The organism is Pseudomonas sp. xss_2 (assembly GCF_043104195.1).
GTDB lineage: Bacteria > Pseudomonadota > Gammaproteobacteria > Pseudomonadales > Pseudomonadaceae > Aquipseudomonas > Aquipseudomonas urmiensis.
This window is the reverse complement of record NZ_JBICKL010000045.1, coordinates 211,329-225,145: the sequence shown is the minus strand read 5'-3', so window position 1 is coordinate 225,145 and position 13,817 is coordinate 211,329. Positions and strand designations below refer to the sequence as shown.

The window sequence follows — 13,817 nt, the reverse complement described above, 5'->3', positions numbered from 1 at the left end:
CGTGGCCCTTACCGGATACATGGACTGCATCCGATATTTACCCCGCAGGAACGAGCTAGCCCGGCAAAGGGCCTGCGGCTAACGCGTCACTCTGCGACCGAGACGCAAAACAGCCCCGGTCGCAGAACTGAAGATCAACGTTCCTGATCTTTATCCATGTTGCGGTCAGCATTGCCTTGCTGGCCAGCATCGCGCTCACGGCCAGCATCGCGGTCACGGTGAGTACCTTGGTTCGGGTCATCGGCCATACCGCCACCCGAACCTTGGCCACCTTGACGCCCTGCGTCAGCTGGACGGTCAGCGTCCTTGGACCAGTCGCCACCGCTCTGTTTACCGCCCTGCTTGCCCATGTCCGACTGACGTTGAGGATCGTTACCCGCTCCCCCTTCGGACATCTGGCCACCCTGACGGCCCGCTTGCGAGGCCTTGTCCTGATCCTTGGCCCAGTCACCTTGATTGCCCTGGGCGCCTTTGCCCATGTCGCCACCTTTGTTGCCTTGATTACCAGCCATGATGGTGTACCTCGTTCAGGAACACAGATAAACCTGTGTGTACAGCTGAGACTCGGCGTCGATCCGGGTAATCCTATTTATCTTTGCGTGCGCAGACGAAAGGCCGCAAATGCCGCGGTGCAGGGACTTTTGCGCGCGAGTATCGAGAGCGCAGGTCATCAGGATGTGCCGATGATTCAACCCTTTCGGGGGTTCGATAATCGCCCATTTTAAACAGCAGATGCATTTTCAAGATTGACGAATTAACTAGATAGTACAAATATCGAGACATCCAACAACAACAAAGCGATGCCCGCCATGACGCCCCGAATCCTCGTGCTCAACGGCCCTAACCTCAATCTACTCGGCACCCGAGAACCCGAGCAGTATGGCCGCGAGACCCTTGCCGAGCTTGCCAACGGCTGCGCCGACACCGCTCGCCAGCTGGATATGGAAATCGAATTTCGCCAGACCAATCATGAAGGCGAACTGATCGACTGGATCCATGCCGCCCGCGGTCGCTGCAATGGCATCCTGATCAACCCCGGTGCCTGGACCCATACTTCGGTGGCCATTCGTGATGCCTTGGTGGCCTGTGAACTGCCCGTGATCGAAGTGCATTTGTCCAACGTGCACAAGCGCGAACCGTTCCGCCATATCTCGTTCGTCTCCTCGATTGCGGTCGGGGTGATCTGCGGCCTTGGCAGCCAAGGCTATCGCCTGGCCCTGGCACACTTCGCAGAGCTGCTCGGGGAGCGCGCGGCATGAGCCAGCAGAGTGTTCTTGCCGGTTTGATCGGCCGTGGTATCCAGGCCTCACGCACGCCAGCGCTGCACGAGCGCGAAGGTGACGCGCAGTCATTGCGCTACTTGTACCGGTTGATCGATGCAGACCAGCTTGGCCTGGACGACAGCGCCCTGCCCGGTCTGCTCGATGCCGCGCAGCGTACCGGCTTCACCGGGCTGAACATCACCTACCCATTCAAGCAGGCGATTTTGCCACTGCTCGATGAGCTGTCCGATGAAGCGCGCGGTATCGGCGCGGTCAACACGGTGGTGCTCAAAGATGGCAAGCGAATCGGCCATAACACCGATTGCCTGGGCTTCGCTGAAGGCTTGCGGCGCGGCTTGCCCGACGTGCCACGCGCCCACGTGGTGCAGATGGGTGCTGGCGGCGCTGGGGCTGCTGTGGCGCATGCCTTATTGGGTGAAGGGGTCGAGCATCTGGTGCTGTTCGAGGTCGATGCAGCGCGCGGCCAGGCGCTGGTAGATAACCTCAATCAGCATTTCGGCGCAGGCCGGGCCCGCCTTGGTACAGATCTGCCCACTGCGCTGGCGATGGCCGATGGGCTGGTCAATACCACACCGGTGGGTATGGCCAAACTACCCGGAACGCCGCTGCCGGTGGAACTGCTGCATGCGCGGCTGTGGGTAGCGGAGATCATCTACTTCCCACTGGAAACCGCCCTGCTGCGCCACGCGCGAGCGCTGGGTTGCCGTACCCTGGACGGCGGTAACATGGCGGTCTTCCAGGCAGTGAAAGCCTTTGAGCTGTTCAGCGGCCAAGTGGCCAATGCCGACCGGATGCAGGCGCATTTCGCCAGCTTTGCCTGACGCGCCATGTCGCGGGATAGGTCCACGCCCACGGCTTGCCGAGCGTGCAACCGTCCCGCGAATGGCCGGTAACTGAAGCGTCAGTTTTTCTCATCGAGCAACGCCTGTATCACCTTCTCCTGCCCCGCATAGTCGCCTTCGCCGAAATGCGCATGGCGTACCTGACCTTGCCGGTCGACAAAGTAATGCGCCGGCCAGAACTGGTTGCCCCAGGCATTCCACACCTGATAGCTGTTGTCCACCGCGACCGGGTAGCCGATGCCTAATTTGGCGAGCTTCTCGCGCAACGTGCCGACATCATGCTCGTAGTCGTACTCAGGGGTGTGCACACCGATCACCACCAAGCCCTGGTCGGCGTAGCGCCTGGCCCAGTCGTTGACATAGGGCAGGCTGCGCTGGCAGTTGATACAGTCCCAGGTCCAGAAGTCGACCAGCACCACCTTGCCCTTGAGCGCAGGTGCGTCCAGCGGAGGCGAATTGAGCCATTGGCTGGCGCCACTCAATGATGGCATCGCCCCGTAGCTGTCCTTGGCCAGCAGATGACCCGCCAGCCCCAGGCCGGTCAAGGCCAGCACCACCGCACCGGCTTTGAGCAGCACGCCTGGATTAACTTTCATGGCAGCCGCCGCTGGCATAGGTGCGGTACTGCAGGGTTTGCTGCTGACCGTGAGAGTCGAGGTAGACCATACGTGTGTTGACTACCCCGCAGGCATTGCTCTGGTCATCCATGACCGACAGGACTTTCTTCACATCGAGCCGGTCACCATAGCGATACTGCATCACGCTGCTATCGTCCATCTGCTGGGTGTTTGCTTGAGCGCTGATGGCCGCAAAACCGAGCAGTGCGACCAAGCTGGCATTAATCAGAGTCTTGAAGTTCATGGCATCTCTCCTACACGCGGTTTGCTGATGGGGAGGTGTTTCCCCTTCAGTCGAGAGCCATTTCATGCCTGCGAGGTATCGCGGATGTGTCGGCCAAGCGCGAGACGTGCATGCACCTGTATCAAGCAGCAAGCCAGATACACTGCAATACAATCCTCGGCAGGCAAGCGCGCCGACGGCCAGTACACTTGGCTTACTCAAACTAAGGCAGGGCCCGCACGATGGAACACGTCGATCACATCCTGATCGTCGACGACGACCGCGAGATCCGTGAGTTGGTCGGCAATTACCTGAAGAAAAATGGTCTGCGCACCAGCATCGCCGCCGACGGCCGGCAGATGCGCGCCTTCCTTGAGGCCGATGCAGTGGACCTGATCGTGCTCGACATCATGATGCCCGGCGATGACGGCCTGTTGCTGTGCCGCGAGTTGCGCGCGGGCAAGCATCGCAATGTGCCGGTACTGATGCTCACCGCCCGCGACGACGAGACCGACCGCATCGTCGGCCTGGAAATGGGCGCCGATGACTACCTGACCAAACCCTTCTCCGCCCGAGAGCTACTGGCGCGGATCAATGCCGTGCTACGCCGCACGCGCATGCTGCCGCCGAACCTGACCATCAGCGAAAGCAGCCGCATGTTGCGTTTCGGCCCGTGGCGCCTGGACACCACGGCGCGTCACCTGCTTGATGACCAAGGCACCCTGGTGGCCCTCAGTGGCGCCGAATACCGCCTGTTGCGGGTGTTTCTCGACCATCCGCAGCGAGTGCTCAGCCGCGAACAGTTACTCAACCTGACCCAAGGCCGCGAGGCGGACATCTTCGACCGCTCCATCGACCTGTTGGTCAGCCGCCTGCGCCAGCGGCTGGGTGACGATGCGCGAGAGCCGACCTGCATCAAGACCGTGCGCAGCGAAGGCTACGTGTTCTCGCTAGCGGTGCAATTGCTTGAGTCGCCCTCATGAAGTGGCCGCGCACCCTCGCCTCGCGCCTTGCACTGATATTTTTCACCGGGCTGGTATTGGCCTACGGACTGTCATTCGGTTTGCAGGCGTACGAGCGCTACATCAGCAGCCGTTCGATGATGCTCAGCAACCTTGAGCTGGACGTCGCCACCTCAGTCGCCATCCTCAATCGCCTCCCGGCTGCCGAGCGCCCGGCCTGGCTACCGCGACTGGAGCGGCGCACCTACCGCTATAGGCTCGACTCTGGCCAAACCGGATCGGCCATGCCCAGCGAAGACCCGCCGATGGCGGCCGAGTCGATCGTCAAGGCCATCGGCAAGGACTACCGCCTGACGTTTCTGGAAATCCCCGGCCCGCTCACGCACTTCCAGGCACATCTGCGCCTGGCTGACGGCGCGCCGCTGACCATCGACGTCACCCCTGCCACCGTTCCGGTGGCCAGCTGGTTGCCAGTAGTGTTGCTGATCCAGCTGGCAGTGTTGCTGCTGTGCACCTGGCTGGCGGTGCGTCTGGCGATTGGCCCGCTGACCCGGCTGTCCCAGGCCGTGGACAATCTCGATCCGAACACGCCCGGGCCGCAGTTGGATGAAAGCGGGCCGCGCGAAGTCAGGTACGCCGCCGCAGCCTTCAATGCCCTGCAAGCGCGCATCGCTGCCTACCTCAAGGAGCGCATGCAGCTGCTGGCGGCAATCTCCCATGATTTGCAGACGCCCATCACGCGGATGAAGCTGCGGGTTGAAGTGATGGACGACGGGGTCGAGAAGGACAAGCTGTGGAGCGACCTGAGCGCCATGGAGCACCTGGTACGCGAAGGCGTCGCCTACGCCCGCAGCATGGACGTGGGCACCGAAGCGCCGTGCCGGATCGACCTGGATGCCTTTCTCGACAGCGTGGTGTTCGACTATCAGGACAGCGGGGCCAAGGTTGAGCGCCTGGGCAGCACCGAGACGACCTTGCAAACCCGCCCGCACGCCCTGCGCCGAGTCCTGGTCAATCTGCTGGACAACGCCCTGAAATTTGCCGGTGCCGCTCAGCTGGAGGTCACTCAACACGCCAATGCCACGGTGATTCGGATACTCGATGAGGGCCCCGGAATTCCTGCCGAGGAGCTCAATGACGTACTCAAACCGTTCTACCGGGTAGAGGGCTCGCGCAATCGTGGCACCGGTGGCACTGGGTTGGGCTTGGCCATCGCCCAGCAACTGGTGCAGGCCATGGGCGGTACATTGACGTTGAGTAACCGCGAAAATGGCGGGCTCTGCGCCCAGATCGAATTGCGTTGACCGCTGGGTTACAAGCGCATACCTACACTGCGATACATAACTGCAGCGCCTCGACACACTGCAGATACCCCGCCCGCGCAAACTCCGAGTCAGTCTTTTCGCTGACCGGAGCCACCCCCAATGACCAGCCTGACCCGTGCCCTGCCCGCGCTCAACCGCTTCGGCGACTGGAGCGCAGATCTGCCTCTGCGACTTTTCCTGGCCTGGGAGTTTTTTGAATCAGGCCTGGAAAAATTCAATGGCAGCAATTGGTTTGCCGACATCCAATCCAACTTTCCCCTGCCTTTCAACCTGCTACCCGCCAGTCTGAACTGGCAGTTGTCGATGTGGGCGGAGCTGATCTGCCCACTGTTGCTGCTGCTCGGGCTAGGCACCCGTTTCGCTTCGCTGGTATTGATCGGCGTGACAGTGGTGGCCACGGCGGCAGTGCATTGGCCGGCAGAATGGTCGGGGCTGGCGGAACTGGCCCGGGGCTATGCGATCACTGACCAGGGCTATGGCAACTTCAAGCTTCCGCTTATCTATCTGGTCGCCTTGCTGCCGCTGGCGCTCAAGGGCGCGGGCTGGCTGAGCCTGGACCATTGGCTGTGGCATAAGCTCGGTTACTGCCCGCTCAACGCTCGGTAAACATCGCGGCCCCTGCTAAAGGGGCCGTCGACGTGTCTACAGGACGCGTTTGATCAACGGCTCCAGACGGCTCAAGCGCAGCCTCTTGAGGAACTTGCGCACCTGTTGCGGATGCTCGCCGGGCTCGCCCAACTCGCTGGCCGAACGCAGTACAGGCGCATGCTGCCTGATCCCCTGCAGTTCAGCCTCGCGAGGTATCAGCCACTGCCCGTGTGGGTCGTCGATCAACAAACCATTTTCAAGGTCCAGGTTAAATCCGCGTGGGTTGAGGTTGTTACCCGTGAGCAGGCTATAACGCTGGTCGATCCACAAGCCTTTGGCGTGAAAGGTATGCCCCGGATCATTCCAGATGCGCAACACCAACTGGCCGCTGTCGATGGCCGCCTGACGACGTCGGGCGAAGGCCCGCAGGTTGTCTTCGTACAAATAGGGCAACACCCCGCTAGCACTGAAAGGCTTTCCTGGCTCGACGTAGAAATCATTGGCGGTACGATGACCGACGATGATCTCGACGCCAATGCCGCGGGCCAAGGCCCGGTCGATTTCGCTCATCACCACGCGGGGTGGATTGAAGTACGGGGTACTGATGATGATCTGCGCGCGCGCCGCCGCCAGCAGCGAGCAGATGGCGTGGTTGAGCGGGTTGCCGCGGCCGATGCCCAACAGCGGAATGACCCGCAGGCCATCGATCGCAGGGCTGTCTGGCAATGGGTAGGCCATGCGTCGCAAGCGTGTGCGCAATCGGCGGATGTCCCCGCGCAGACTACGGGTCGATGGCGCCGCTGGCAGGTCCAGGCGGGGTGTGGCGGTACTGGCCAGCACATCGCGCACCAGTTCTTCCATGGCATCGGCCAGCGCCGGAGAGTCGAACAGGTGATAGCGGTCGAGGCGATAACGCTCGAAACGGTGCAGGTAGACGTTATTAAGGCTGGCGCCGGTGTAGATCACGCAATCATCGATGATGCTGCCCTTGAGGTGCAGCACGCCGAACAGCTCGCGGGTTTGCACTGGCACGCCATGAATGATCACATCCAAGCCATGGTGCTCACGCTGCGCTTGATACCAGGCAGCATTACCCGGCTGACGGCCCGCCCCTAGCAGGCCGCGACGGGCCCGGAACCAGTCGACGACGATGACGATGTGCAGCGACGGCCGCGCCGCCTTGGCCTGGTACAGCGCATCCAGAATCTCCTGGCCGGCCTCATCTTCCTGCAAGTACAGGGCGACGATCACGATACGCCGGGTCGCGTTGGCAATACGTTCGAGCAAGCAGGAGCGGTAGGTGGCGGCATCAGGCACCACCTCGATGGCTTGCGGTGCCAGGGCAAAGCCTTTGTGCGGTACTGCCACGGATCTGCGGATCAAGCGGTTCACCTCAAGTCGGGAGTGATGGGCACGGCTCACCCGTGCACGGGTGCAGGGTGTACTAACAGGCCCGGCCACGCCCCATCATAGCAACAATGCCAGCAGGCTCGAGTTTCTCCCTGCCCTGCGAACCGACAATGCCTTGGCTTTTTTCAGGAAGATCGTACAGCTATTGAACGGCGGCAAGCGTCTCTTGAAGCGTGTGGTGCCTGAGCCGGCCTCTTCGCGGGCAAGCCCGCTCCTACAGGTGCCGTGCCGCGCATACATTTTGTGACGACTCAAACACTGTGGGAACGGGCTTGCCCGGAGAGGCCGGTTCAGGCACCACACCTTGGCAGCGGATTGGCCCTGGACCAGGTTATGGTCTGGGAGGCAAGTCAAAGCGGTCCAACTCCATGACCTTGACCCAGGCTGCGACGAAGTCACGGACGAACTTCTCCTGCCCATCATTGCTGGCATACACCTCGCTGACCGCACGCAGCTCTGGATGGGAGCCAAACACCAGGTCGACACGGGTAGCGGTCCAGCGCACTAGCGCATTCGGTTGGCCACGTGGCCGGCCTTCGAACAGAACACTGGCGTCGGTGGTCGGCCGCCACTCTGTCCCCATGTCCAGCAGGTTGGTGAAGAAGTCGTTGGTGAGTAGGCCAACCCGGTTAGTGAACACGCCGTGCTGGCTGCGGTTGGTGTTGATGCCAAGAACGCGCAAGCCACCAATAAGCACAGTCATCTCAGGAGCGGTGAGAGTGAGCAATTGCGCCTTGTCGAGCAACAGCCGCTCGGCTTGGGCGCTACACGCCTCACTTTTGGAGTAGTTGCGAAAGCCGTCGGCTACAGGCTCCAGGACAGCGAATGACTCAGGGTCGGTCTGCTGCTCAAGAGCATCGACGCGACCAGCGCGGAACGGCACGGTTATCGTTTGCCCGGTACGACGGGCAGCTCTTTCGACTCCCTCACAGCCAGCGAGCACAATCAAATCGGCAAGGCTGATAGTCCTATTTAGGGTATCGCTGAATTCTTGCCGCAAATTCTGCAAGGTCTCTAGGGTGTTTTTTAGCTGAGCAGGCTCATTGACCTTCCAGTTCCTCTGCGGTAGCAAACTCAGGCGAGCGCCATTCGCCCCACCTCGATTGTCCGAACCGCGAAATGTTGACGCGCTAGCCCAAGCTAGTGAGACATTCGTGCGAATGGGCAGGATGCTCAATCTTACTTTGAGCCAGGTAATGTCGGCTTCCGTCAACTGAGGTTGGACTGCGGCTGGCAGCGGGTCTTGCCAGATGACCGCAGCAGGATGCCGTAGCTCTGTTGCAGGGATGATGTACCGGCTGCGTGGCCCCAGATCGCGGTGTATCAGCTTGTACCAGGCGTTTTCAAACGCGATGAGCAGCTGGTCATCACCTTGCGCGGCAGCAGCATTCCAACGTCTGGCAATCGCCCCGTAGATGGGGTCGTCACGCAGGGCGAGGTCGGTGGTCAGCATGGCGGGTGCAGGCGTATTGCCTCCGGGCTGCGCAGGGGGAACCCGATCGGCATCCGTAAACGCGGTTGGCCGCCATTGGTGGGCACCCGCTGGGCTACGAAACAGCTCCCAGTTGAATCGGAACAGATTGGCTAAGAAACCGCCGCTCCAGCGTGTTGGCGTTCTGGTCCAGGTCACCTCCAAGCCGCTGGTGATCGTATCGTTGCCATTGCCTTGCCCAAAACTGTTGCGCCAGCCCAAGCCTTGCTGCTCGAGCCCTGCCGCGTTTGGTTCCGGCCCTACATATGGACCCGGTGCGGCAGCCCCGTGAGTTTTGCCGAAGGTATGCCCGCCAGCGATGAGAGCCAAGGTTTCCTCATCGTTCATGCCCATACGACGGAACGTTTCACGGATGTCCAACGCCGCCTGGTGGGTACTGGGAACGCCTCTTGGGCCTTGCGGGTTCACATAGATCAGCCCACTCATCAAGGCGCCCAGTGGATTGGATAACTGGGTGACGTCGTAGCTATCAGGGACTCGATCGCGATCCCTTAACTGCTCATTCTCCGTACCCCAGTTGGTCACCTCGTCCGCTTCCCACACATCAGCCCGTCCGCCGGCAAAACCTAAGGTTGGAACGCCCATGGACTCAAGTGCGACGTTACCCGCGAGGATGATCAAATCGGCCCAGGAGATGCCTCTGCCATACTTTTGCTTGATGGGCCACAACAACCGCCGCGCCTTATCCAGGTTGCCGTTGTCAGGCCAGCTGTTGATCGGCGCGAAACGTTGCTGACCGGCGTTTGCCCCCCCACGCCCATCACCGATGCGATAGGTACCGGCGCTGTGCCAGGCCATACGAATGAAAAACGGCCCGTAATGACCAAAATCTGCCGGCCACCATGGCTGGGAAGTGGTCATCAGGTTGGTCAGATCTGCTTTCAATGCGACAAAATCGAGCGCCCTGAATGCGGCGGCATAGTCGAAATCGGCGTCCATTGGGTCGGACAAGCATGAGTTCTTATGAAGAATGCTCACGTCAAGTTGGTTGGGCCACCAGTCACGGTTCGATCGTCCAAACCCTGCAACGTTCTGGTATGGACACTGTGATTGATCCGATCCTGCTGCGCGATCCTGCTGTGCGCTTTGCGCAGTAGCGGAATCACTTGCGGCGTTGTGGAATGGGCATTGCGAGTCATTCGCCATCTGCGGTTACCTTCACATTGATGTTATCCAGGTTCCGATCTACGTCAGATTGTTTGCGTCGATCAGCAAACGGCTACCCTTCGAACGCTGATCGAATGGGTGTGCACCGGAGTCAAAGGAAGGCCCGCCAAGCGTGGGCGCAGACTCAACACAAGGTAGCGTGGGGGCTGAACGCGCGGTACGTTCAGCAAAGGGGCAATCCATGCAGACATAGTGAAACTCCGGTAGCAGGCACCTGCACGGTACTGGCCCGTTTTGCATGCCTCAACTAGCAGAATTACCAGGCCCAACGGCCATTGCAGCCGCTCATGACGGATAATTGCGATGCGGTCTGGAGCAAAAAAACGGGGCACACCCCCCTTTCAAAAAGGGAACGGGTGTGCCCCCGCGATCAACCCTAAGGCTTACTTCAGGTCAAACCGATCCAACTCCATCACCTTGATCCACGCCGCCACAAAGTCTTTGACGAACTTAGCCTCGGCGCCGGTGCTGGCATACACCTCACTCAGCGCACGCAGCTGGGCATGCGAGCCAAACACCAGGTCCACCCGGCTGCCGGTCCACTTGCTCTGCCCGGTCTTGCGATCCTTGCCTTCGAAGGTTTGGTTATCGTCCGCAGTCGGTTTCCACTCCACGCTCATGTCCAACAGGTTGCGGAAGAAGTCGTTGGTCAGCTGCCCAGGCTTGTCGGTGAACACGCCGTGCTTGCTGCCAGCGTGGTTGGCGCCCAACACCCGCAGGCCGCCGATCAGCACAGTGAGTTCTGGTGCGGTCAGGGTCAGCAATTGCGCCTTGTCCAGCAGCAGCCGCTCAGCCTTGACGCTATAGGCACCCTTGGAGAAATTGCGGAAGCCATCGGCGAGCGGCTCCAGCACCCCGAACGACTCGACATCGGTCTGCTCCTGCGAAGCATCGACGCGACCAGGATGGAACGGCACGCTGACCGTGTGTCCGGCATCCTTGGCAGCCTTCTCCACCGCCGCAGTACCGGCCAGAACGATAAGGTCGGCCAGCGACACCTGCTTGCCGCCCACACTGAACTCACTGCGAATTTTCTCCAAGGTGGCCAGTACCTTGTCCAGCTGTTCAGGCTGGTTGGCCGCCCAGAATTTCTGCGGTGCCAGACGCAGCCGGGCACCATTGGCACCGCCGCGTTTATCCGAGCCACGGAAGGTCGAAGCCGACGCCCACGCGGTAGCTACCAGCTCGCCGATGCTCAGGCCGCAAGCGAGCACCTTGGCTTTCAAATCAGCGATGTCCTGCTCGCCAATCACAGCTGCCGGCGCTGGCGGCAGTGGATCTTGCCATAGCAGCTCTTCCTGGGGCATTTCCGGCCCCAGGTAGCGCGCCAGTGGGCCCATGTCGCGGTGGATCAGCTTGTACCAGGCGCGGGCAAAGGCGTCTGCCAACTGATCAGGGTTGTCCTTGAACCGCCGAGCGATGGGCTCGTAGATCGGATCGAAGCGCAGCGCCAGGTCCGAGGTGAGCATCGACGGTGCATGGCGCTTGCTGGGGTCATGGGCATCGGGAATCTGCCCTGCCCCATCACCGTTTTTCGGCCGCCACTGGTTGGCACCCGCCGGGCTTTTGGTCAGCTCCCAGTCGAAGCGGAACAAGTTCTCCAGGTATTCGTTGCTCCATTTGGTCGGGGTCGAGGTCCAGGTCACCTCCAGGCCGCTGGTGATGGTGTCGCCACCCTTACCGGTGCCGAACGTGTTATGCCAGCCAAACCCTTGCTGCTCCAGGGGTGCAGCTTCAGGTTCCGGACCGACATTATCGGCAGGGCCGGCGCCGTGAGTCTTGCCAAAGGCGTGGCCGCCTGCGATCAGGGCGACGGTTTCTTCGTCGTTCATCGCCATGCGGCCGAAGGTTTCGCGGATATCCTTGCCCGAGGCGATGGGGTCGGGATTGCCTTCCGGACCTTCCGGGTTCACATAGATCAGGCCCATCTGCACGGCGGCCAGCGGGTTTTCCAGGTTGCGCTCGCCCTGCAAGGTGCGGCTCTGTTCTTCTCCATGCTTGGCAGGCTCGGCCACCAGATCACCCTGGCCGGGCGCCTGGGCCTTGCCGTATCGGGTGTCGCCGCCCAGCCAGACTTTCTCCGAGCCCCAGTAGACATCTTGATCCGGCTCCCACACATCGGCGCGGCCACCCGAAAAGCCAAAGGTCTTGAAGCCCATCGACTCAAGCGCGACGTTGCCGGTAAGCACGATCAGATCTGCCCAGGATATCTTTTCGCCATATTTCTGCTTGATTGGCCACAGTAAACGCCGCGCCTTATCCAGACTGACGTTGTCTGGCCAACTATTGAGTGGCGCATAGCGCTGCTGACCGGAGCCTGCGCCACCGCGGCCATCACCGATGCGGTAGGTGCCGGCACTGTGCCAAGCCATGCGGATGAACAGCGGACCGTAGTGGCCGAAGTCGGCCGGCCACCAGTCCTGGGAATCGGTCATCAAGGCAGTCAGGTCTTGTTTCAGGGCTTGGAAATCCAGGCTCTTGAACGCCTTGGCATAGTCGAAATCCGGGTCCATCGGATCGGACTTGCTTGAATGCTGGTGAAGAATGTTCAAGTTGAGCTGGTCAGGCCACCAGTCACGGTTACTGGTGCCGCCACCTGCGGTTTGATGGAACGGGCATTTCGATTCGTTCGACATCTGCGGTTACCTTTGGGTCGGGTTCTATCCAGATTTCCGGTCTATGCCAGGTTTGATCAGCCGAGCACGAAGGCTCATGCCTACCCCTCATCAGGTGGGTCGGTCTTCGCCGATACGGGCGTGCGAGCGTGTCATCACGTGCAGCGCAGGGTCTTGCACCCAGGTGCTGCCATGCCGCCCGCGCAGGCTTTTCACAAGGCCAGGGACAAGACTAGTCGAGCCTCGCAAGACTTCTAATAGAGTCCGTATTGGCTGCCAATAGCCTGACTCTGTCAGCGCACATCGATACAAGCAGCAAGGCCGCGGACATGCTTGAATATGACGCCACGCCCACAGCCCGAGAGCCCTTGCCTCATGAACCGCAATGACCTGCGTCGCGTCGACATGAACTTGCTGGTCGTGTTCGAAGCCTTGATGCTCGAACGCAATCTGACCCGCGTCGCAGAAAAGCTGTTCATCTCCCAGCCTACCGTGAGCGCCGCTCTGGCCCGCCTGCGCGATCTGTTCGACGACCCATTGCTAATCCGCAATGCTCGTGCAATGGAGCCCACGGCACGGGCGCTGCAGATCTTCGCCGAACTGACGCCGGCAATGGATGTTATTTCAGCTGCCATCAGCCGCGCCAAGGCGTTCGAGCCTGCCACCAGCTGCAATGTGTTTCGCCTCGGTTTGTCGGACGATGCCGAGTTCGGCCTGTTCCCTGATCTGCTACAGGCCCTGCGCGAAGAAGCGCCACAGATTAGCGTGGTGGTGCGCCGGGCCAACTTCCTGTTGATGCCTGGGCTGCTGGCCTCAGGGGAAATCTCGGTTGGCGTCAGCTACACCACCGACCTGCCGGCCAACGCCAAGCGCCGCAAGCTCCGTGACATCGGTGTGCGAGTATTGCGCGCAGATACCCGCCCAGGGGCGTTGAGCCTCGACGAATACTGCGCCAGACCACACGTGATGGTGTCGTTCTCAGGTGACATGAGCGGCAATATCGACATGGACCTGGCACGCATTGGCCGCTGCCGCAAAGTGGTGCTGGCCGTGCCACAGTTCGGGAGCCTGCGCGCCCTGCTGCGCAATACTGAATTAATTGCCACAGTGCCGGACTATGCTGCCCGCGCCCTGGCGGACGACGGTAGCCTACGCGCCGACCCGGCGCCTTTTGCCATCAGCGAAGCCGAGCTGTCGATGGCCTGGAGCAGCGCCCATGACAACGACCCTGCCGAACGCTGGTTGCGCGAGCAGATCCTGCAGTTCATGGCCTCGGGCACCTGAACTGCAAGC

At 61.0% G+C, this 13,817-nt stretch carries 12 protein-coding genes; 6 read left to right on the top strand and 6 right to left on the bottom strand.

What is annotated here, in order from left to right; all coding sequences use genetic code 11:
• Window positions 1–134: 134 nt before the first annotated feature.
• A complete protein-coding gene (locus ACF8K2_RS08890) occupies window positions 135–512 on the bottom strand; it encodes a glucose starvation-inducible protein B (RefSeq protein WP_392464393.1) in 378 nt (125 codons plus the stop codon).
• 297 nt (window positions 513–809) lie between these two features.
• Between ACF8K2_RS08890 and aroQ the strand changes: the two genes are divergently transcribed.
• On the top strand, window positions 810–1,259 hold the full coding sequence (gene aroQ / locus ACF8K2_RS08885) for a type II 3-dehydroquinate dehydratase (protein WP_392464392.1): 450 nt from the start codon (window positions 810–812) through the stop codon (window positions 1,257–1,259).
• Window positions 1,256–2,104, top strand: coding sequence for a shikimate dehydrogenase (locus ACF8K2_RS08880; RefSeq protein WP_186553554.1), 849 nt, complete (start codon window positions 1,256–1,258; stop codon window positions 2,102–2,104). Before aroQ ends, ACF8K2_RS08880 begins: the two co-directional genes overlap by 4 nt.
• A gap of 80 nt (window positions 2,105–2,184) precedes the next feature.
• Here ACF8K2_RS08880 and ACF8K2_RS08875 read toward each other — a convergent pair whose 3' ends face one another.
• Entirely contained in the window at window positions 2,185–2,700 is a 516-nt protein-coding gene (locus ACF8K2_RS08875) for a thioredoxin family protein (protein ID WP_392464496.1), read from the bottom strand.
• Window positions 2,701–2,710: 10 nt separating this feature from the next.
• The gene (locus ACF8K2_RS08870) at window positions 2,711–2,986 is read right to left on the bottom strand and encodes a DUF2790 domain-containing protein (RefSeq protein ID WP_392464391.1); all 276 of its coding nucleotides are present in this window, start codon (window positions 2,984–2,986) and stop codon (window positions 2,711–2,713) included.
• 221 nt (window positions 2,987–3,207) lie between these two features.
• On the opposite strand from ACF8K2_RS08870, the gene ACF8K2_RS08865 reads away from it, so the two are divergent.
• The 3 genes from ACF8K2_RS08865 (at window position 3,208) to ACF8K2_RS08855 (ending at window position 5,858) form a co-directional block, all read left to right on the top strand.
• Window positions 3,208–3,948 (top strand): response regulator, encoded by a 741-nt coding sequence (locus ACF8K2_RS08865; protein WP_392464390.1) that lies wholly within the window; start codon window positions 3,208–3,210, stop codon window positions 3,946–3,948.
• A complete protein-coding gene (locus tag ACF8K2_RS08860) occupies window positions 3,945–5,231 on the top strand; it encodes a sensor histidine kinase (protein ID WP_392464389.1) in 1,287 nt (428 codons plus the stop codon). Before ACF8K2_RS08865 ends, ACF8K2_RS08860 begins: the two co-directional genes overlap by 4 nt.
• A 120-nt stretch (window positions 5,232–5,351) precedes the next feature.
• Complete coding sequence (locus tag ACF8K2_RS08855; RefSeq protein WP_392464388.1) at window positions 5,352–5,858, top strand: DoxX family protein; 507 nt, start codon at window positions 5,352–5,354, stop codon at window positions 5,856–5,858.
• Window positions 5,859–5,894: 36 nt separating this feature from the next.
• On the opposite strand, the gene pssA is transcribed toward ACF8K2_RS08855, so the two are convergent.
• The 3 genes from pssA to katG (ACF8K2_RS08840) all read right to left on the bottom strand — a co-directional run bounded on the left by pssA (window position 5,895) and on the right by katG (ACF8K2_RS08840) (window position 12,545).
• Entirely contained in the window at window positions 5,895–7,232 is a 1,338-nt protein-coding gene (gene pssA / locus ACF8K2_RS08850) for a CDP-diacylglycerol--serine O-phosphatidyltransferase (RefSeq protein WP_392464386.1), read from the bottom strand.
• A gap of 349 nt (window positions 7,233–7,581) precedes the next feature.
• Window positions 7,582–9,888 (bottom strand): catalase/peroxidase HPI, encoded by a 2,307-nt coding sequence (gene katG / locus ACF8K2_RS08845; RefSeq protein WP_392464384.1) that lies wholly within the window; start codon window positions 9,886–9,888, stop codon window positions 7,582–7,584.
• 404 nt (window positions 9,889–10,292) lie between these two features.
• On the bottom strand, window positions 10,293–12,545 hold the full coding sequence (katG, locus tag ACF8K2_RS08840) for a catalase/peroxidase HPI (protein WP_392464383.1): 2,253 nt from the start codon (window positions 12,543–12,545) through the stop codon (window positions 10,293–10,295).
• Between the two features lie 354 nt (window positions 12,546–12,899).
• On the opposite strand from katG (ACF8K2_RS08840), the gene ACF8K2_RS08835 reads away from it, so the two are divergent.
• The gene (locus ACF8K2_RS08835) at window positions 12,900–13,808 is read left to right on the top strand and encodes a LysR family transcriptional regulator (RefSeq protein ID WP_392464382.1); all 909 of its coding nucleotides are present in this window, start codon (window positions 12,900–12,902) and stop codon (window positions 13,806–13,808) included.
• Window positions 13,809–13,817 lie beyond the last annotated feature (9 nt).

Coding starts and splice junctions, on each gene's coding strand:
- aroQ (WP_392464392.1), top strand. CDS start 810: ATGACGCCCCGAATCCTCGTGCTCAACGGCCCTAACCTCAATCTACTC.
- ACF8K2_RS08870 (WP_392464391.1), bottom strand. CDS start 2,986: ATGAACTTCAAGACTCTGATTAATGCCAGCTTGGTCGCACTGCTCGGT.
- katG (WP_392464384.1), bottom strand. CDS start 9,888: ATGGCGAATGACTCGCAATGCCCATTCCACAACGCCGCAAGTGATTCC.
- ACF8K2_RS08835 (WP_392464382.1), top strand. CDS start 12,900: ATGAACCGCAATGACCTGCGTCGCGTCGACATGAACTTGCTGGTCGTG.
- ACF8K2_RS08890 (WP_392464393.1), bottom strand. CDS start 512: ATGGCTGGTAATCAAGGCAACAAAGGTGGCGACATGGGCAAAGGCGCC.
- ACF8K2_RS08860 (WP_392464389.1), top strand. CDS start 3,945: ATGAAGTGGCCGCGCACCCTCGCCTCGCGCCTTGCACTGATATTTTTC.
- katG (WP_392464383.1), bottom strand. CDS start 12,545: ATGTCGAACGAATCGAAATGCCCGTTCCATCAAACCGCAGGTGGCGGC.
- ACF8K2_RS08865 (WP_392464390.1), top strand. CDS start 3,208: ATGGAACACGTCGATCACATCCTGATCGTCGACGACGACCGCGAGATC.
- ACF8K2_RS08855 (WP_392464388.1), top strand. CDS start 5,352: ATGACCAGCCTGACCCGTGCCCTGCCCGCGCTCAACCGCTTCGGCGAC.
- ACF8K2_RS08880 (WP_186553554.1), top strand. CDS start 1,256: ATGAGCCAGCAGAGTGTTCTTGCCGGTTTGATCGGCCGTGGTATCCAG.